Below are 19,241 nucleotides of genomic sequence, written 5' to 3' on the forward strand. Positions count from 1 at the left end.
GCTGAGGTATCAACGCTCAGCACTTCGCCAGAAAACCGAAAGCCCCGCCAATGGCGGGGCTTTCTTTATCCAGCTTATGATGATCAAAGCTGGCGAGCGTAACGTTACGCTTAGTGAATCTTTTTCAGCGCCCAAGTCATGACCAGCTTCACAACAAAAGCAATGATAGCAATCAGGATCAGTGTCAGGATCATCGAGACAGGACGGATGATAAGCGTGGCGCCAAGCACCCCGACGGCTGCACTCCACAGCCAGCGGTCATTATCATCGACCTGGAGTGCCGCCGGAATGCGGCTTTTAACGAAATGGCCAAAGCCACCTTCCCATCCCTTGAGGGCTAGAAAGAAGAAAATTGCAAAAGCGATAATCCACACTAGAGCTACTGTCATTTCACGTCTCCAAACACACTAGGATGCTTATAGTAAGGTAATTTCTATCGTCCTGGGCCAAGTATAGAGTCCGAGACGAATGGATTGCTGCGCCTTTCTTCACAAAACGTCGAGATAGCGCCATGGCCGGGAATAAAGGTAACGTCATCGCCCAATGGCCATAGCTTATCCCGTATGGAACGTAACAGTGACGCATGATCGCCGCCAGGCAAGTCAGTACGTCCAATGCCACCGTTAAACAGTACATCACCCACTTGCGCCAGCCGGGCTGCACGATCGAAGAAGATCACATGCCCAGGCGCATGGCCCGGGCAATGATACACCTCAAGACGACGTGTACCGACATTGATGCTATCCCCTTCCTCTAACCAACGATCGGGCGTAAAGGTTTTTACCATGGGAAAGCCGAACATACTTGCCTGCTGGGCAAGGGCTTCGATCAGTGGCGCATCATCGCGATGAGGGCCAATAACGGGCACATGCAGGTATTCGTTAAGCTCGACTACACCGCCAACATGATCAATATGCCCGTGCGTGAGCAGAATCTGCGTAACGTTTACGCCCTTTTTTCGTATCACGGCGAGAATACTTTCCACATCCCCACCGGGATCGAAGATGGCGGCGTCTTTTGTTTCAGGACAGATGAGCAGCGTACAGTTCTGGGCGAACGGCGTGACAGTAAGTATTTCATAATTCATGTTATTTAGCCGAGAGCTGCTCCATTCATAAGGATGCCAGCAAGAAAGATTACCTGCGCCTCATATCGGCGTGCAACCTCAATCACGTCTGGTGACATGACAGGCAGCAGCGCTATTTTTAGATGATTTTAAAATTTTAAAGCGCCCTACCCTTGAAAAATAGTCTGGCGGAGCCATCTCCATAGGCAATGCGCTTGGAAGGGCCAGTCAAAGGTACCAAATCGACTACTATTTGATAGCGATGCCCTGACAACCCTGGCGTTAACGCGCTACCCTTAAATTACATGCACATCTTGATAGGCCCAGTTATGCAAATTGCTCAAAATGCCGTAGTCGCTTTCCATTACACCCTGACTAACGAAGCAGGCGAAGTGCTGGACAGCTCTGAAGGCCGCGAGCCGCTCGCCTACCTGCACGGATCGGGCAATATTATTCCAGGTTTGGAAAAGGAACTGGCCGGTCGTCAGAGTGGAGACAAGCTTCAGGTGCGCGTTGAACCCGCCGAAGGCTATGGCGAGATCCAGCCCGCACTTGTACAGGAAGTACCGCGTGATGCGTTTCAGGGTGTTGAAGAGATTCAACCCGGTATGCAGTTCCAAGCCCAAACCGAAGGTGGCCCGCTGCTGGTCACGGTAACCAAGTTGGAAGGTGATACGGTTACTGTCGATGGCAACCATCCGCTGGCAGGTGAAACGCTGAACTTTGATGTCAGTATTGAAGAAGTTCGTGAAGCATCACCGGAAGAAATGGAGCATGGCCACGTTCATGGTCCAGACGGTCATCATCACTAAGCGTGATGGCTAGATAGATAAAAAAAGGCAACGCTGCGGCGTTGCCTTTTTTGTTTATTATGTATGCCCTATGCTCTTCTGCACTATTGCCCATCATCCTGCATGCATTACTTCACCAATCGCTGCCACGAGCATTCACTTTACTTCAGTCCTTTAAGGTCAATTCTTACTAGCGTGCGGTACCCACCAATAATCCGTGCCACGATTACGGACCCACAGAGCGCAGAAAATCCCCAGGCAATCTGAACAAAGTAAGCAGGCCATAGGCAAAAGGCTATCAAGAAAGCGATTTTCCCCGTTCCTCGTGTCAACTCATCCAGGTAATGAAGCGTTCGATAGCTGAGCTTTGGCCGTTCAAGCCAACGTACTTTACACGCTGAAAAAGCGAGTGACGTGCTTGAGGTGCCAATGAGCGCAGCAAGCAGAATTACTGCTGCAGGTGCATTATGCATCGGATTAGCCAATGCAAACCCGGTAACGACTGAGGCATAAAAGATATTATCGAGGCAGATATCAAGAAAGCCGCCTGCGTTACTGGCACGGTCGAGCATTCGTGCCAACGCACCATCGAGCCCATCCATGAAGCGATTGACCAGAATAGTCGCCAGAGCCGCTTGATAATAATCAAATATCAACAGTGGCAAAGCCGCCATTCCAATAAAAAACCCCGTAATGGTGACGCCGGTTGGCGTGATACGCCACGCGATTGAATGGCGCGCCAGCAAACGCAGAAACGGCTGGAAGAGATGATTAAACCATTTATCCAGCATTCAGAAGCTCCTCGTAATCCTACGCGCTAGCGAATCGGTAACACGCTGAAAATATTACTTAGCGGGAAAGGGCGAATCAGATAAGTAGCGCATATATAAAAGCTGGAGGAAGGCTAGCGCTGCAGCAAATTACCTTCCTGCCAGCGTGCAATCCCACTGCGGCAATAAAGGCCTACAGCAATGCCTTGTAGACGGGAATTAGCCTCTCAGCACAATACGTGAACTGAAAGTTGTGCTTTTGCATCCACCAGCGCCTGCCCCCTTTATCAAAAACGCCCATCAATGTAGCCGATGGGCGTTGTTAGAGCTTGGCTGGATGAGCTTTAGGAATCGTTCTGTGCCAGGGAGCGCATCGCCAGCTCCGTTTGATCCAAAGGCCGCCGCGACTGCCAGTAATGTTGACTCCAATACGGATTATCGAGTCGTGAAAGCTTGACGCCCTGCGAGCTGGAAGCATGCAGGAAATAGCCCTCTCCTACATAAATTCCCACATGGCGGTAGCGTCGAGAGGGCTTGAAAAAGACAAGATCCCCTGGCTTTAAAGCCGCTTTATCGATACGCCGGCCCTGCAATACCTGACCTGTCGTAGTGCGCGGCAGTTCGATATCAAACCCATCGCGATAGACTTGCTGCACTAGCGACGAACAGTCGACACCGACTTTGGACTGGCCACCCAAGCGATAAGGCGTACCTGCCCAAGCATCAAATTCACTCAGCAGTGTCTTGCGAATATCTCTCATTGACCCCGTGTCGTTGAGCGATTGCAGGGTCGGGGTTTGTCTTTTGGCCTTCGCTTTCGACGTCTTGAGCGTCGAAAGCGAAGGCATTGTTACCGCGTAATAATCGTTCTGCATATCCGGTTGCTGGGCTGCACAGCCTGACAGCAACAACAGAAGCAGGCAGCAGCCATAAAATCGGCGCATTATTGCTTTACCTTTTTTATTAATGGAAGCATAGGGTGTGCTTCCCCACCGGCTTCTTGATGTCGCTAAAAGCAGTTCATCAACTCGACCCAGTTCAGTTACTTAGCACTTAAGTCGAGCATCATAAGATGAGAAAGGCAAAACACAAAAACTAATTTTCTCAACAAAAGGTAGGATTAATGCAATGTCCTTGCATCGCCAGGTAGCATATCGATGTGCACAGGCGGCCAACGGCTGGCCAGGGCGCCGGGAAAATCGAGCGTTGACCACGCGCCGGAGAGTGGCGGAGCCCCGCTTAACCACGATTTCAGAGCCTGCCTGAACTCATGAAGGATGCGCGCTCGGTCTGGCATATCCATCATGAAAAACGCATAGCCTGTATAGAGCCCACGGGCGTATTCATGCCAGCCGCCATAATGTCTTCTCGTCAGCGCCAGTGCATGCTCAAGGTAGGCATGAAATTCTTCAGGGGTAAGCCAGTCAAGTTGACGCCCGGCAACAGCAAGATCGACCAGTTGGGCAATATCCCAGGCGGCCATATCAGTATCGTTGCAGTGAGTATCATTATCACGGACGCGCCTGAGGCGTTCGAGATGCACCTGCTCATCTTCACTGCGATTGCCGGATTCCAGTATCGCGATTTCCTCCTCAAGTCGGCGCTTGTTGAGCGTATAGGGCGCGTAATTGATCTGATACTCCTGACGATCACCGGCCTCAATGAAAAAGTCCAAAAACGACTTGAGGCTATGAGGCGTATGCAACGCATAGTGACTATCGAGCCACTCCCTGATTTCCTCGTCCTGCTTCCCCGCCTGAGGCATAGGCTCAGCCCAGACCGGAGCATTCAGTGGGCCAACCAATGCCAACGCCGTGAACGTGGAAAGCGACGGTCGAGGTCCAGGCTCCTCCCAACCGGCCACATGCCAGTCTAGCCAGTGAAATAGACTGCCTGGATCGTCGAGATGCCAAAGGATATCGGCCACTAAAGAATCGTTTTCGCTATCGGGAAGGGCCATCTCCCAAGTCACCCAGGCTTCAAGCATCCGATGCGACGAGCCGTAAAAGCGGCTCAACACACTAGCTAATTTATCAAAAAGCGGCGTCAGGTCCTGTTCGGGATAGGCTCGGCTATCACTGATCATGAGCAGATAAAAAGCATACTTCTCCGCCATGTAAATCGTTGCTGCATGAGAAGCGCAGCGCTTTAAGCCATCGCGTACGGCAATCGCCACGCCATCATCCATCGAACCGAACGGTGTCTTCAGCGTAGGTAGTACCTGGCGAGAGGCATCGGCCGCCAGCTGGTTAAGATGATGCGCCTGCCCCGGCAACCAAAAGCGTGCAAGACCGGCAATGCCCTCCTCCAGCTCCCACTCAAGATTCTCGCTCAGGTAGGTGCGTACATCCTCCTGACGGGCTTGGTCAGGAACTATGGCAATACCTTGACGGTACAGCAGATCCGGTTCACGCACTGACGCTATCGCCAGTAGCCAATGATAGGAAGAAGCACGCCACTGCTTTATCAGCTGATGTGATGCCTCACGTGTCGCCTCATCGAGCAACTTATTTAATGGCATCGCCCACGGACTTGTCTCCGCCTTGAGCAATAATCCCCAATCATCATCGAAGGAAGCCAGGTGATCACGCCCTTCAAACAGGCTGCGTCCGCGCTGATAGGCGATCGCGACGTCATTCCATTCGGGATAACGCTGCTGGAGCAACTCCACGCCATGCGCTGCAAAAGCATAGGCTTCATCATCATTCAGCCAACCCTGCACCAGCCCCGCAAAGGCGAGATCAACCAGACGCAACCAGTCCCACGCGGCCCAATCAAGAGGCTGTTCCTGCTTGATATAATCGAGCAGGATATGGCCATACGCCTTTCCATCGGTCTGATTGGAGAGCCAAGCCAGCCGGGTCCTCTCATCGCTGCGTTTGAGTCGCTCAGCGTCGATATCCCAGCCATAGCGATGGCCCTGCGATGCCAACCACAAAAGGATACGAATCAGTTCATCACGTTCACGAATATCCCACACGTCAATCAGCCAGTTCTGCACGTCGGGCCAATCGAATTGAACGTCACATGAATTTTCGATCATAGGAGCAAACGCCGCACGAGCCCGCCAGACCGGTGCGTCAGGCCAAAGCGTCTCGCTCGCGGACTGTTTATATCGAAGATAGTTGAGCCAGGACACAATGCGCGTTTCGCTGAGCCAGCCCACACAACCGCCCAGCGCAAGAAGTTCGAGTGTTTCTCGGCGACAGCGGGGATCATTAGCCATCTCGATCAAACGCCAGGCTAGCTCACCACGATCACCAATATCGAAACGCTTCAGACGCGCCTTCGCGCGCACGGACGTCAATGCGCGTATCGGGTCGTGCCCTTCCCAGCCGAGAAACGTCAGCTCATGAGCCCACCAGGCCCTTAACGCATCGTCCAAACCTCACCTCTTCTGTAGAAACGGCCACTTATTGTAGCTAAAACTCTTCCCTTGAACCTAAAGCGTTCACGGCTGTTTTCGCTTGCGCCACACAATCTCGTTCGTTTTAAATAATCAATATCATGTCTAGAAGATTGAACATAAGCGCGTCCCTGACGTCGCTGTGCCCTTATGATAAAAAGAGCATGACAAGCCTTTACGTTAAACGGCAAGGTCCTTACGTTTGAACTTGCATCCGTCTGCAGGCCTGCGGTTATAAAGCATCTGTCACATCACGAATATGGCGTGGATGCGGGCAATCAAAGATTGAACCCAACCACACCGGCACGACTCGGTAGCTCACAGACACAGAGAGCCATGGACCCTCTCTCCCTGATGTGATGAGCTCACCGCGCTGACTTCGATACAAACAGCAATACGTCTGTCTCGGCGGGCTGGCATGATGCCACGGCATTGGCGCCCTGTCTTTTCAAAGGAGAGGTGGCATGAACAATCAACAACTAAGTGACTTGAAGGCACGCTACGTCGCGAAAGGTGCCCCCCACATGATTTCGGCTTTCGCCGAGCGCGCCGAGAATGCCGAACTATGGGATGTCGAGGGCAACCGCTATATCGATTTTGCCGGCGGTATTGGCGTCTTGAATCTAGGCCATCGCCATCCCAAGGTAGTCGAAGCGGTACATGCGCAAATCGATAAGCTGATGCACAGCTGTGCCACCGTTATTCCCTATGCGCCCTATGTTCAGCTCTGTCAGAAGTTGTGCGAGCGGGTACCCGGCGCAGGTGAAAAGCGCGCTCTGCTGGTCAACTCTGGTGCCGAAGCGGTTGAGAATGCGGTCAAGATCGCCCGTGCGGCCACCGGCCGCAGTGCCGTGATCGCCTTCGACGGCAGTTTTCATGGTCGCACCATGATGACGCTGGCGCTGACCGGCAAGGTATTGCCCTACAAGCACGACTTCGGGCCGATGCCGGGCGATGTATTTCGCGCGCCTTTCCCCAATGCTTATCATGGCATCAGTGATGAAGACAGCCTCAATGCACTGAATAAACTGTTCAAGACCGACGTGCCCGCCCACCGCGTCGCTGCGATTCTGATCGAACCCGTTCAGGGCGAAGGCGGCTTCTACCAGGCCTCACCCGCTTTCATGCAGGCGCTGCGTACACTGTGTGACGAGCACGGCATTCTACTGATCGCCGACGAGGTGCAGTCCGGCTTCGCACGTACCGGCAAGCTGTTTGCTATTGAACATACCGGCGTCGTACCTGATCTGCTGACCACCGCCAAGAGCCTCGCCGACGGCATGCCTCTCGCCGCTGTGGTGGGCAAGGCCGAGTACATGGATGCTTCCGGCCCTGGTTCGCTGGGCGGCACCTACGGTGGCAACCCGGTCTCCTGCACGGCGGCACTGTCCGTGATCGAGGCGATAGAAGAAGAAGATATTCTTGCCAAGAGCGTCGCGCTCGGCGAACGCCTGGCTGAACGCTTTAAACACTGGGAAGAGCGTTTCCCCAACGTTGCTCACGGCCGCCACGTCGGCGCCATGGCAGCGTTTGAGCTGGTAAAGGATCGCACAAGTAACGAGCCAGAAGCAGCATTGACCAAAGCGCTGACCCAGCGTGCCGCCGAAAAGGGACTGATCCTTTTGTCCTGCGGCTTCTATGCCAATACGATTCGTATCCTGGTCCCGCTGACCGTATCCGATGGTGTGTTCGAGGAAGGCCTTGCCATTATAGAAGCGTCGTTGGCAGAACTGACGCTCTGATCGCGGCATAGCCATGTAATGAAATGCCCCGGCCAAAACCGGGGCTTTTTTTCATTCGCGCATCAAGGCTAGACCTCAGCTGCGCGGCTCAGCCCTTTCCATCTTCTCGGTATGATCCGCACGATACGGCTTCTTGATCAGTGTGGCCTGCAGCCATTTACGAAGGCGCACCACAAACTGCTCCTGAAAGACGATGCAAAACGCGACGGTCAGTAAAAGAAACAGCGGGTACCAGGCAACAGAAATACCGTTTGCAGCGTCGAGGCAGCCACGGAAGTCGCTGAAGCACTGTGCAGGATTACCCGACAGCACCATCTCCATGCGCGAGAAGATGATGTATAGCGGCACATGTAGCGCGAACATCGGCAACGACGCCCCCCCTAGCCGCCCGGCCCAGCGTCGCCAGCCTGCACTACGCGGCGACGGAATAAATACGCATAGATAAATCAGCGCCAGCTGACACGGCAATAGCAGGCCATCATGCATCAGGTAGTACCACTCATGCCCGCGCGGCAATGCATAGGTGGCGGCGCCAATACCGACCGCAATCAATGCAATCAACCCCAGCGCACCGCCCCATGTCAAACGTTTGCCGGCATCGCGGCGGTGGGCATACAGCGAGCAGAGCAGGATACCGGCAATGAATTCGGGCAGACGAATAATCGGATTGCGATGCAAGATACCCGTTTCCGGCATGCCATAATCGGTGGTTGCAATCACGTATAGCACCGGGATCAGGTAGATGACATTGACCAGAGCAATCCATGGGATCTGCTGTTTCAGCCGCGTCAGCCGTGGTGCTAGAAAGGGAAAGGTCAAGTAAAAGAAAAACAGTGCCGAGATCGACCAGGACGGTGGATTAAAGGTCAGATAAAGCGGGTTCCAGGCGTGCAGCATGAACAGGTTCAAAAACAAGTTGAGCGCCAGCTCACCGTTATCGAGCATATGATGCAACACTTTAGGATCGGCCTGCCCCATGCCATTGTTGACGTCATAGATCACAAAGCGAAATGAAGTTGCCGCATCGTCCGGTGTGATGGCCAGCCATGGCAGTGCCGTCATGACGATAATTGTCAGCAGAAATGAGCCAACATGTATCGGATACAGGTTGGAGAAGCGCTTGATCAGAAAATGATGGGCAGGCTCGCGCAGCTGCTTGTTGGCGTCGAGATAGACATGCGTCAACAGAAACCCCGACAGCACGAAAAAGGCACTGGTCGAAAAGAATCCCACGTCGGTGACATAGTGCGACCATCCTCGCACCTGCGGATAATTATGCAGAGTATGAAAGATAACAATGTAAAGGCCGAGACCGAACCTCAACCACTCGAGCCCGATGAAACGTTCTTTTTTTGCTGTCACGTTGGCTGCTGCCACTGGTTGTTCTACTGCCATAGGGCGCTCTCTAATCATTGAGCGTCTAATCTACTTATTATCGCTCTGTGATCATTCGGAACAGCCTAAAAGGCATATGCCCGAATAATGGATATCCTTCAGTGTTGCCGCTCAGCCAACATCCTATGTGGATCATGGCATTGAGGTTGCAACATACTTAGATGATGTCTTTTCGTCCACTCCGATTGCGCCGTTACTCGCAATAAAGGCTATCTCATCCAATCCCCTATAAACGCAAAAACCCCGGCTGATAGCCGGGGTTCGTTCTACTGACCTATATCAATCAGGCAGATATGCTTGCCGCCTGAGCTTCACGTGACCAGATGCGATGCTGAGACAACGCCTCGACGAATTCGCTAAAGATATCGTCCGCAGAAGCCCCGTTAAGTATCCCTTCCTCTGTTGTCGGCAGACCAGCATCGGCCAGGAGCTGGCGTCCTTCTCCCAAGGTAGCAATTACCTTGAGGTGCATATAAGCCTCTTGGACATAGTGACGCCCGAGCCCAGCGGCAGAGAGCGCTCTAACGCTATCAGGACCGCCCGGGACGAAAACGGCATCCATCGCTACCGAAGGCTGACCACTCAACAGTTCATCGGGCGTTAATGTTGTGCCATTCAGTGTCTTGATCGGCGCCATTTTTGGCGCAATCAATATACCCTCGGCACCTTCGTCCTTGAGCTTGCGCTGCAGCGCCTCGACCTGCTCACCATCAACGCCGTCGGCGATCAGAATCGCTACCTTGCGCGACTTGATACCTTTGGGCTTACGCGCACGGATCAAACTCAGCGCTGGCGAGTCCTGGCATGAACTCTTGCCAAGCTGAGCCGGCGTCGCTGTAGGCTGCGTCGGTGCCTCGATGCCGTGGTTCTCGCCTACCCGACGCGCCAGTTCAAGATCGATATTGGGCAGGATTTCCTTGATCACCCGCTCACGAATCCACGGCCGCTTGACCTTGGAAAGCTCGAAGCTGTAGGCCTCGATAATATGTTCTTTCTCTACATCGGTCTGGCTATTCCAGAACAGGGTCGCTTGGGAAAAATGATCGGCAAAGGAATCGCTGCGTGCGCGTACCTTGTGGGCATCTACCCGCTCGTAATGGGATTCAAACCCGCCATTTTCCGGCCCAGGCGGCGTTTCACGCGGCCAACCACCGTCGATCGAGTTGGGTTCATAAGACGCCTGCCCAGTGTTGATCGTCTGGCGATGAAGCGCATCGCGCTGGTTGTTGTGAGTCGGGCAGACGGGCTGATTAATGGGAATTTCGTGGAAGTTGGGCCCGCCAAGACGTGACATCTGGGTATCGTTGTAGGAAAACAGGCGTCCCTGCAGCAGCGGATCGTTGGAGAAATCGATACCCGGCACGATGTGGGCCGGACAGAACGCTACTTGCTCGGTCTCGGCGAAGAAGTTATCCGGATTGCGGTTGAGCACCATCTTGCCGATGGGAATGACCGGCACCATTTCCTCGGGAATGATCTTGGTCGGGTCGAGAATGTCGAAATCAAAGCTGTGCTCGTCTTCCTCCTCGATGACCTGAATGCCGAACTCAAACTCAGGGTAATCGCCTTTCTCAATCGCCTCCCATAAGTCACGGCGGTGATAGTCGGGGTCCGCCCACAGCTTGTGTGCCTCGTCCCACAGCAATGAGAAGGTGCCGCTGACCGGTTTCCAATGGAACTTGACGAAGCGCGACTTGCCCTCCCGATCGATCAGACGAAAGGAGTGGATGCCGAAGCCTTCCATCGAACGATAACTGCGCGGAAAAGCACGATCGGACATGGTCCAAAGCACAGTGTGGGCCGTCTCAGGCACCAGAGACACGAAGTCCCAGAAGGTGTCGTGGGCCGACTGCCCCTGCGGTATCTCGTTGTGCGGCTCAGGCTTTACCGCGTGAACGAAGTCGGGAAACTTGATCGCATCCTGAATGAAAAATACCGGTATATTATTGCCGACCAGATCCCAGTTGCCTTCGTCGGTATAGAACTTGGTCGCGAAGCCACGTACATCGCGCACTGTATCGTTGGAGCCGCGCGGCCCCTGAACAGTGGAAAAACGCACGAAGGTCGGCGTCTTCTTGTTGGGATCCTGGAATAGTCCAGCCTTGGAGTATTGCGCCGCGTTCTCGTAAGGCTGGAAATAGCCGTGTGCGCCGGAACCACGGGCATGGACGACGCGCTCAGGGATGCGTTAGTGGTCGAAGTGGTTGATCTTCTCGCGCAGGATGAAATCTTCCAGCAACGTCGGGCCGCGCGCGCCGGACTTAAGCGAGTTCTGGTTATCAGCAATACGCACGCCCTGGTTAGTGCGCAAGTCATGGCCGGTAGCATCACTGCGGTACTTGTCGAGCCCGTCTACCTTGCTATTTTCGTTGGTCTTGAACTCTGTGTCGTGCGCTTCATCACGGTTGGATGGAGTGATGGGCTTATCTGCCATTGATCGTACTCCTTGATTTATATTATGTGGCTCGTTCAGCGCCGCTAGTCCCCGGCCTTAGTCAGCGCTATCCGTGCGGTATTCTTCTAAACGTCATGGCAACTTCGCTTCACCCCAATGCGTGATGATGCTCTAACATCACTTGTATGATGATTTCTTATCATTTGTTTAAGGTAGACACTCCGTTTCGGTTCTTGCAATTCCCCTAGTTTCTTCTGCACATAAAAAAGCCGCCGAGTATTTACCCGGCGGCTTCTATTTTCCAAACAAGGCGGATGGTCAATTCCGCCTGTTTTATTCCCTTCTTATTGCCTTATCAGGATTGCCTAATCAGGCAGTCAACGCCTTGAGCTTGGTCTCGACGCGCTCGCCATAATCACGATCTGCGGCATAGCACTGGGCGATGATGCGCTGACGCACGCTCTCGTTCACCTCGCTCAGGTCGGCGGCGATGGTGCTGGTGAGGCGATCACGCTCACCTTCATCGAACAACCGGTAGAGGTTGCCAGCCTGTGAGAAGTTGTCTTCTTCGGCGTTGTCGTAATAGCCAACCCAAGCGTCCTGCTCAAGCGGCATCGGTGGTTCAATAACGCTGGCATCGGGTGCAGGTGCGCCCTGCTCGATACGGTCGTTGGGGTAGAAGTTGGTCGGTGAATACTGACCACCCTGTCCACCACCGAGCTGCGTACCGGCCATGAAACCATCACGCTGATAGTTGTTAACCGGGCACTTCGGCTGGTTGACCGGAATCTGCTGGTAGTTGACGGTCAAGCGATAGCGATGCGCGTCGGCATAGGACCACAGGCGTGACTGCAGGACCTTGTCTGGCGAGGCGCTGACGCCCGGCACGAAGTTGGACGGGCTGAAGGCCAGCTGTTCGACTTCGGCGAAATAGTTGTCCGGGTTGCGGTTAAGCTCGAGCTGACCAATCTCCAGCAGCGGGAAGTCGGCGTGCGGCCAGATCTTGGTCAGATCAAACGGATTGATATGGTAGTTGCGCGCCTCTTCCTCGCTCATGACCTGCAGCTTGACCGTCCAGCTCGGGAAGTCGCCCTGCTCGATATGGGTGAACAGATCGGCCTGGTGATGGTTGGCCGGCAGCGCCTGCGCCTCCTCGGCCGTCATGTTGCGGATGCCCTGGTTGGTCTTGAAGTGCCACTTGACCCATACCCGCTTGCCCGCGTCGTTGTACAGGCTCAGCGTGTGAGAGCCGAAGCCGTGCATGGTGCGGTAGCTGTAGGGAATGCCGCGGTCGGACTTGAGGATCGTGACCTGATGGAAGGACTGCGGGTGGTTGGCCCAGAACTCCCACTGATTCTGCTGGCTGGGCAGATTAGAGCGCGGATCCTTCTTCTGGGTATGGATGAAGTCGGGGAACTTGCTCGGCTCGCGAATAAAGAAGACCGGCGTGTTATTGCCGACAAGATCAAAGTTGCCTTCTTCGCTATAGAACTTGACGGCAAAACCACGCACGTCGCGGATATTGTCCGCAGAGTCCTGGCCGCCCGCCACTGTCGAGAAGCGCAGTGCGACCGGCGTTTCCTTGCCTACACCACGCAAAAATTTGGCGATGGTCAGATCAGACAGGTCACGCGTCAGACGAAAGGTACCGAAAGCGGCGCTACCGCGTGCATGCACGACACGCTCAGGGATCTGCTCACGGTTGAAATGGGCGAGCTTCTCGAACAGGCGCCAGTTGTCAAAAGTTAACGGGCCATTCTGGCCGGCAGTGATGCTGGTATTGTCGTTGGGAACGGGTGCGCCGTTAGCGGTAGTATAACGAATGATTTCGGCCATTTTTTCCTCTACTAATAAGCCTTGATCGTGGGCGAGCGACACTCTATATCGGCTCTAGCAGGAAAAATAATTGGTTCGTCATATCTGGATTATTGAAGATATTCATTAAAGAAAATAATCAGGAATAAAAATTCCATAGCTTTTATATTGAGCCTGCTTGTCAATATAAAAAAGCCCGCTCAGAATTCTGAAGCGGGCGTTTTTACAAGCCTAGCGGCAAAAATTTAGCTCATCACCGCACGCTAGACCTTTCCTTTACCTTTGATGAGGGAAACTATCCAGAGCAGCACGACCGCCCCCACCACGGACGTAACCAGCGAACCAATGATGCTGCCGTTGGCTGAAAGCCCCAGCAAACCAAAAATTGCCCCACCGATCACTGCGCCAACGATACCGACAATGATGTTACCGATGACACCAAAACCACCGCCGCGCATGATTTTGCCGGCAATCCAACCCGCGAGACCACCAATAATCAACCATAAAATAAAGCTCATCGCTTATCTCCTTTTCCCATTGCCGTTTGGGCGCATTCCCTTTATTTGCCATTCGCATTCCCTGCGCAATGACCGTTAACCCAGCCTTTGATCGCTGCGTCACTTTCAGCATAGAAGCTTGAACGTAAAACCCCAAAAACATCTTGTCTGTTAGAACGTGTACGAAACAGTTCAGGCCCAGGAGGGGATCAATGAACTGTCAGCGCAATGTCATATAGCCTCGCTAGAGTGCTGAGCAATACAATAACCGCAAGGATGCGCTGCCGTGGTCATGACCCGACGCAATTTTCTTAACAGAGCCCTTTGGACAAGTACCGCCTTGAGTGCTGGTACGCTATTGGGAGCCCCGGCAATCGTCATCGCCGAGTCGCGCCGCCCGATTACCGCCCAAGGCGTGATGAGCGGCGACATGCGTACCGACGGTGCGATCCTCTGGAGCCGCGCCGACCGTCCAGCGCGAATGTGGGTCGACATCGCCGAGCGCCCCGATTTCAAGGGCGCCTTGACGTTAGCCGGCCCCGATGTACTCAAGGCAAGCGACTTCACCGGCAAGCTCGACGTGCGCCATCGCCTGCAAGGTGATGGTCCTCTGCACTACCGTGTTCGTTTCGAATCGCTGGAAGAGCCCGGCATCTTCAGCGCCCCACTGAGTGGCCAGTTGCGACTGCCACCGCAGACAAAGCGGAACGTACGCTTTGTATGGTCCGGCGATAACGTGGGCCAAGGCTGGGGCATTGATGAATCACGAGGCGGCATGCGCATCTATGAAACGATGCGCCGCGTTCAGCCTGACTTTTTCCTGCATAGCGGAGACACCATCTACGCTGACGGCCCGCTAGAAGAGCGCGTCGCGCTGCCAGACGGTACCACCTGGCACAACATTGTCACTCCGGCCAAACATAAGGTGGCCGAAACGCTGGATGAATATCGTGGTCAGCACGCCTACAACCTACTTGACGCCAACTTCCGCGCGCTCAACGCCGAAGTGCCATGGCTAGTGCAGTGGGACGATCACGAAACGCTCAACAACTGGTACCCGGGCGAATTGCTCGACGATGCGCGCTATACGGTCAAAAGCGCTGACCTGCTTGCCGCCCGTGGTCGACAGGCGTTCATGGAATACATGCCGATCCGACGCGACCCGTACGACCCCGAGCGCATCTACCGGCGCATCCCCTACGGGCCCTCGATGGAAGTCTTCATGCTCGACATGCGCCGCTACCGTGGCCCCAACACCACCAACCTGCAACGCGAGCAATCCAGCGAAACAGCCTTTCTTGGTGCAGCCCAGATCGAGTGGCTCAAGCGCAGCTTGAGCGATAGCACCGCCACCTGGAAAATCATCGCGGCCGATATGCCTATTGGCCTGCTGGTGCCGGATGGCAAGAGCCAGCCGCAGCATTTTGAGGCCATCGCCAACGGTGACGGCCCGGCCCTGGGCCGTGAGCTGGAAATCGCCGGGCTTTTGCGCGAGATTCGCAACCGCAATATCCGTAATGTCGTGTGGCTAACAGCCGATGTGCACTATACCGCCGCACACCACTACTCTCCCGACCGCGCACAGTTTCAGGATTTTCTGCCCTTCTGGGAATTCGTCAGTGGTCCGCTCAACGCCGGCACTTTCGGCCCCAACGGCCTCGATGACACTTTCGGCCCGCAGGTCGTATTTCAGAAGGCGCCACCCGCCGGTCAGGAAAATCTCTCACCCGCCGCCGGCTATCAGTTCTTCGGTCAGGTTGATCTCAATGGTGAATCCGAGGTACTGACCGTGACACTCAAGGACAGCGATGGCAATGCGCTCTATAGACAAGACCTGATACCAGAACGCGCCGCCCAGTCTGCTTAAGCTTCGCCCGCAGAGGTGAGCCTACCGTTCGTGCTATGCTCATGATCGCCCCGGCAATATAGCCAATAGCAAGCTGAGCTATTGAAAACAGGCCTACCGGGGCTGATCTAGAGTAATACCACCGCTGCGAACGGAAGCACGCCATGGCGTTGACGCTGCCACAAAATCTAAACGATCTGCTGGAAAGAACCCTGGACCGGCAGGTTCGCCTTGCCGTAACCGGGCTTTCCCAAGCGGGCAAGACGGCCTTTCTAACCTCGCTGGTCAACCAGTTGCGTCATGCCGGGCTTGATGCTCGCCTTGATTTGCTGACACCTGTCCGTGAGGGGCGGATTCTCGGCGCGCAGCGCATCAATCAGCCCGACCTGTCGATCCCGCGTTTTCCCTATGATGAAGGCATTGCCGCGCTATCATCCGCGCCGCCTCGCTGGCCCGAAGCGACTCGCGGCATCAGCGAGCTGCGCCTGTCAATCCGCTATCGCAGCCGGACGCGAAGCCGCCACCTGCTCGGTGAACAAGCCCAGTTAACCCTCGATCTGATCGACTATCCCGGTGAATGGTTGCTTGATCTACCACTGCTTAAGCTCGACTACCTTCAGTGGTGTGAGCGCATGGCCGAGCTGATGACCGAGCGGCGTAAACATTATGCTGCACCCTTTCTCGATGCTGTGGCAGTACTCGACCCGACAATGGACGCCGATGAGCAACAGCTCGCCGAGCTTGCTGCACGTTATGCCGGTTCGCTGCACAAGGCGCGCAACGAGGGGGGCTATACTTACGTGCAACCGGGCCGCTTCCTGCTGCCCGGTGAACTGGCGGGCGCTCCGGTGCTGCAATTCTTTCCCTTGCCTGACCTCGGAGATGCCGACCGCGAGCGCTTCGCGGCACTGCCAGCACAGAGCATCTACAAGACGCTGGAGGCGCGCTTTGAACACTACAAGCGCACCGTGGTCGGCCCTTTTTATCGTGATTATTTCCGGCGCTTTGACCGTCAAATCGTCCTAGTCGATGTCCTTTCGGCCTTGAATGCCGGCCCTGACGTATTCGGCGATCTTCGCTTAGCGCTCTCTACTCTGATGCAGAGCTTCGACTATGGTCGTCGCAGCCTGGTCAATCGGCTGTTCAACCCGCGCATTGACCGGTTAGCGATTGCTGCTACCAAGGCCGACCATGTTACCCCCGAGCAGCATCCGCGTCTGCTGAGCCTAGTTGAAGCGCTACTCGCCGAACCGATCAAGGATTTGCGCTATGCTGATGTCCCAGTGCGCGCCTTCTCGCTTGCAGCGATTCGTGCCACCGAAGCACGCACCGTGGCCGGCAACGCCGACCAACAGCAGCCTGTTCTGAAAGGCACAACGCAAGACGGCGAAGATGTGCTGCTCTTCCCCGGTGATGTGCCCGAGCAATTACCGGATGCCGACTTCTGGCAACGCCAGGGCTTTACCTTCACCTCATTTCGCCCTGCGCCTTTCACTGCAAGTAGCGCCCTTCCTCATATTCGCATGGACGCAGCACTGGACTGGCTGCTGGGAGATAAGCTGCGATGAACGACCCTCGCCCCGGTCAGCGTTTCTCCCTTGATGAGACCCACGATGAATTTCCTAAACAGAATATCGAGATCACGCCGGAGCTGCGTTTCTCACCGGCGGCAGCCTCCCAACCCTTGATCGATGCCCCACCCCCTGAAGTGGATAGCGCGCTCGACCGGGCGCTCGCTCATCCCCGCAAACGCCGCTGGGGACTACTCACCCTGCTTGGTGGCAGCCTGACGCTCGGCGCGGTGCAGGCGGTTGAAACATTTCGAGAGGCCTGGCTCGGCAGTGATTGGCTAGCTGGCGCCTGGAGCGTACTTGGCTTTTTCGCCGTCGGCCTTGCCGGTGCCATGCTGGGCCGCGAGCTGTTCAAGCTGCGCCGTCTGCGCCGTCACGCCCGCCTGCGAGAGGCGGTTGAAGACCAGGATGGCGATACCTTCGCGTTGCTCGACCAGCTTCGAAAACAGATGGGCCTCAGCGACGACGATCCGCACTGGCAGGCATTTCTCAAGGCTCATCAACAACACCATGACGACGGCGAGACGCGTACCCTGTTTGCTCACCATGTACTGGCGCCACGCGATGCACGCGCACGACAGATGATCACACGCATGTCGGGCGAGACAGCCATCATGGTCGCGATCAGCCCGCTCACTCTGCTAGATATGGCGCTGATGGCATGGCGTAACCTGCGCCTCGTCGATCGCATCGCCGCGCTCTACGGCCTTGAGCTGGGCTACGCCAGCCGTCTCGCGCTGTTCCGTGCCGTATTGACCAATATGGCCTTTGCCGGCGCCAGTGAGATTGCAACGGAAGCAAGCATGGATCTACTGTCGATGAACTTGGCGGGCAAGCTTTCCACTCGCGCCGGCCAAGGATTGGGCAGCGGATTACTTACCGCCCGGCTCGGCCTGCGCACGCTGAAGATGCTGCGCCCCTTGCCCTTTTCAGAAAGCGAGGCACCGCGCATTGGCGACCTGCGCCGCCAGCTCTGGCAGCAATTGAAGCAGGTCGACAAGGATCAGCCATCGTGAGCGGGACGTGCCGCCACGCTCACAAAAAACACGACACGCTCTAAAGCGCGAACATGTCACGTAGCTGACGCGCTACGCCTGCCTCGGTGTTGGTGCCGATCTGAATGGCTTCGGGTAGTTGTCGCGGCATGTCCGGATGGGCGTTTGCCATGATGAAGGCCTGACCGGCGAAATGCAGCATCTCGACGTCGTTGAGGTTATCGCCAAAGGCAATGCAGCGGTCGGCCTCGATGCCTAATCGCTCACTCAGTGCCTGCAATGCTCGGCCCTTGTCGACACCACGCGCCATCACTTCGAGCGAATCAGGCAATGAATAGGTCACGTGAACATGCTCGGCGAAGCGCGCGCGCACCTCATGCTCAATCTTGGCCAACGTGGCAGGCGCGCCAATGAACAACACCTTGCCCACATCAGCACCGTCATAGGCTTGTAGATCGGTCACTTCATAGCGAAACCCGGTACTGGCGTGAAACTCAAGCAGTGACGGCGCGTCGGCATCGATTAACCATGTGTGACTGGTGTAAAGATTGATACGGACGTCCTTGGGCACCTCCAGGCTAGTCAATGCATTGACAATACCGGCTGGCAAATGCCGCTCAAAGATGACCTGATCATCCGGCGCATAAAGATGGGCACCGTTGGTACTGATGATATGGGCACTGACGCCGAGCATGCGCCGTATTTCAGCGATGTCATGAAAATGGCGCCCTGAGGCAATAGCCAGATGATGCCCTTGCCGCTCCAGCATGCGAAAGGTGTCGATCGTCAGTGGATCGAGATCATGTTCAGAATTGAGCAGCGTGTTATCCAGATCAGTAGCGATAAGAAATGTTTGCATAAGATTCCTGATGAGTCTGCACGGCGCCGAGCTCGGCCGGACACCTAGTGATTCCCCATAATAGCGGATCATGGCACGCCTGGCTCAGCGGCG

Annotated in this window: 14 protein-coding genes and 1 pseudogene; 5 read left to right on the forward strand and 10 right to left on the reverse strand. The window is 55.2% G+C overall.

The window, feature by feature from the left end; genetic code table 11:
- Positions 1-110: 110 nt before the first annotated feature.
- Together C3Z11_RS07295 and C3Z11_RS07300 are read right to left on the reverse strand one after the other, a co-directional pair.
- Entirely contained in the window at positions 111-389 is a 279-nt protein-coding gene (locus C3Z11_RS07295; RefSeq protein WP_106477282.1) for a hypothetical protein, read from the reverse strand.
- Positions 390-433: 44 nt separating this feature from the next.
- A complete protein-coding gene (locus C3Z11_RS07300; protein WP_106477283.1) occupies positions 434-1,087 on the reverse strand; it encodes an MBL fold metallo-hydrolase in 654 nt (217 codons plus the stop codon).
- Positions 1,088-1,395: 308 nt separating this feature from the next.
- Between C3Z11_RS07300 and C3Z11_RS07305 the strand changes: the two genes are divergently transcribed.
- Positions 1,396-1,878 carry an FKBP-type peptidyl-prolyl cis-trans isomerase gene (locus C3Z11_RS07305; protein WP_106477284.1) on the forward strand — a complete coding sequence of 161 codons (483 nt, stop codon included), beginning with the start codon at positions 1,396-1,398 and terminating at the stop codon, positions 1,876-1,878.
- Between the two features lie 140 nt (positions 1,879-2,018).
- On the opposite strand, the gene C3Z11_RS07310 is transcribed toward C3Z11_RS07305, so the two are convergent.
- From C3Z11_RS07310 to C3Z11_RS07320, 3 genes are all read right to left on the reverse strand, one after another.
- Positions 2,019-2,648, reverse strand: a complete 630-nt coding sequence (locus tag C3Z11_RS07310) for a CDP-alcohol phosphatidyltransferase family protein (RefSeq protein WP_106477285.1) — start codon at positions 2,646-2,648, stop codon at positions 2,019-2,021.
- A 323-nt stretch (positions 2,649-2,971) separates the two neighbouring features.
- Positions 2,972-3,571, reverse strand: a complete 600-nt coding sequence (locus tag C3Z11_RS07315; RefSeq protein WP_106477286.1) for a C40 family peptidase — start codon at positions 3,569-3,571, stop codon at positions 2,972-2,974.
- Between the two features lie 176 nt (positions 3,572-3,747).
- On the reverse strand, positions 3,748-6,012 hold the full coding sequence (locus tag C3Z11_RS07320) for a DUF1266 domain-containing protein (RefSeq protein WP_106477287.1): 2,265 nt from the start codon (positions 6,010-6,012) through the stop codon (positions 3,748-3,750).
- 485 nt (positions 6,013-6,497) lie between these two features.
- Here C3Z11_RS07320 and gabT point away from each other — a divergent pair, with 485 nt between their 5' ends.
- Positions 6,498-7,775 carry a 4-aminobutyrate--2-oxoglutarate transaminase gene (gene gabT / locus C3Z11_RS07325; protein ID WP_106477288.1) on the forward strand — a complete coding sequence of 426 codons (1,278 nt, stop codon included), beginning with the start codon at positions 6,498-6,500 and terminating at the stop codon, positions 7,773-7,775.
- Between the two features lie 75 nt (positions 7,776-7,850).
- On the opposite strand, the gene C3Z11_RS07330 is transcribed toward gabT, so the two are convergent.
- From C3Z11_RS07330 to C3Z11_RS07345, 4 genes and pseudogenes are all read right to left on the reverse strand, one after another.
- Positions 7,851-9,170: an acyltransferase family protein gene (locus C3Z11_RS07330; protein WP_106477289.1), complete on the reverse strand. Its 1,320-nt coding sequence runs from the start codon at positions 9,168-9,170 to the stop codon at positions 7,851-7,853.
- Positions 9,171-9,453: 283 nt separating this feature from the next.
- Positions 9,454-11,604: pseudogene (katE, locus tag C3Z11_RS07335) on the reverse strand (catalase HPII).
- A gap of 330 nt (positions 11,605-11,934) precedes the next feature.
- Complete coding sequence (locus C3Z11_RS07340) at positions 11,935-13,401, reverse strand: catalase (protein WP_106477290.1); 1,467 nt, start codon at positions 13,399-13,401, stop codon at positions 11,935-11,937.
- 242 nt (positions 13,402-13,643) lie between these two features.
- On the reverse strand, positions 13,644-13,898 hold the full coding sequence (locus tag C3Z11_RS07345) for a GlsB/YeaQ/YmgE family stress response membrane protein (RefSeq protein ID WP_106477291.1): 255 nt from the start codon (positions 13,896-13,898) through the stop codon (positions 13,644-13,646).
- Positions 13,899-14,169: 271 nt separating this feature from the next.
- Here C3Z11_RS07345 and C3Z11_RS07350 point away from each other — a divergent pair, with 271 nt between their 5' ends.
- From C3Z11_RS07350 to C3Z11_RS07360, 3 genes are all read left to right on the forward strand, one after another.
- The gene (locus tag C3Z11_RS07350; protein WP_106477754.1) at positions 14,170-15,744 is read left to right on the forward strand and encodes an alkaline phosphatase D family protein; all 1,575 of its coding nucleotides are present in this window, start codon (positions 14,170-14,172) and stop codon (positions 15,742-15,744) included.
- A gap of 143 nt (positions 15,745-15,887) precedes the next feature.
- On the forward strand, positions 15,888-17,291 hold the full coding sequence (locus C3Z11_RS07355; protein ID WP_106477292.1) for a YcjX family GTP-binding protein: 1,404 nt from the start codon (positions 15,888-15,890) through the stop codon (positions 17,289-17,291).
- Positions 17,288-18,310, forward strand: coding sequence for a YcjF family protein (locus tag C3Z11_RS07360; RefSeq protein WP_106477293.1), 1,023 nt, complete (start codon positions 17,288-17,290; stop codon positions 18,308-18,310). The genes C3Z11_RS07355 and C3Z11_RS07360 overlap by 4 nt, the downstream gene beginning before the upstream one ends.
- 40 nt (positions 18,311-18,350) lie before the next feature.
- On the opposite strand, the gene C3Z11_RS07365 is transcribed toward C3Z11_RS07360, so the two are convergent.
- Positions 18,351-19,148, reverse strand: a complete 798-nt coding sequence (locus C3Z11_RS07365; protein WP_106477294.1) for a Cof-type HAD-IIB family hydrolase — start codon at positions 19,146-19,148, stop codon at positions 18,351-18,353.
- Positions 19,149-19,241 lie beyond the last annotated feature (93 nt).

Source organism: Phytohalomonas tamaricis (genome assembly GCF_003012345.1).
In the GTDB taxonomy this organism is placed as follows: domain Bacteria; phylum Pseudomonadota; class Gammaproteobacteria; order Pseudomonadales; family Halomonadaceae; genus Phytohalomonas; species Phytohalomonas tamaricis.

Bases quoted from the DNA above. Each gene is read 5' to 3' on its own strand.
- C3Z11_RS07295 (WP_106477282.1), bottom strand. From the start codon at position 389: ATGACAGTAGCTCTAGTGTGGATTATCGCTTTTGCAATTTTCTTCTTT.
- C3Z11_RS07300 (WP_106477283.1), bottom strand. From the start codon at position 1,087: ATGAATTATGAAATACTTACTGTCACGCCGTTCGCCCAGAACTGTACG.
- C3Z11_RS07305 (WP_106477284.1), top strand. From the start codon at position 1,396: ATGCAAATTGCTCAAAATGCCGTAGTCGCTTTCCATTACACCCTGACT.
- C3Z11_RS07310 (WP_106477285.1), bottom strand. From the start codon at position 2,648: ATGCTGGATAAATGGTTTAATCATCTCTTCCAGCCGTTTCTGCGTTTG.
- C3Z11_RS07315 (WP_106477286.1), bottom strand. From the start codon at position 3,571: ATGCGCCGATTTTATGGCTGCTGCCTGCTTCTGTTGTTGCTGTCAGGC.
- gabT (WP_106477288.1), top strand. From the start codon at position 6,498: ATGAACAATCAACAACTAAGTGACTTGAAGGCACGCTACGTCGCGAAA.
- C3Z11_RS07330 (WP_106477289.1), bottom strand. From the start codon at position 9,170: ATGGCAGTAGAACAACCAGTGGCAGCAGCCAACGTGACAGCAAAAAAA.
- C3Z11_RS07340 (WP_106477290.1), bottom strand. From the start codon at position 13,401: ATGGCCGAAATCATTCGTTATACTACCGCTAACGGCGCACCCGTTCCC.
- C3Z11_RS07345 (WP_106477291.1), bottom strand. From the start codon at position 13,898: ATGAGCTTTATTTTATGGTTGATTATTGGTGGTCTCGCGGGTTGGATT.
- C3Z11_RS07350 (WP_106477754.1), top strand. From the start codon at position 14,170: ATGACCCGACGCAATTTTCTTAACAGAGCCCTTTGGACAAGTACCGCC.
- C3Z11_RS07355 (WP_106477292.1), top strand. From the start codon at position 15,888: ATGGCGTTGACGCTGCCACAAAATCTAAACGATCTGCTGGAAAGAACC.
- C3Z11_RS07360 (WP_106477293.1), top strand. From the start codon at position 17,288: ATGAACGACCCTCGCCCCGGTCAGCGTTTCTCCCTTGATGAGACCCAC.
- C3Z11_RS07365 (WP_106477294.1), bottom strand. From the start codon at position 19,148: ATGCAAACATTTCTTATCGCTACTGATCTGGATAACACGCTGCTCAAT.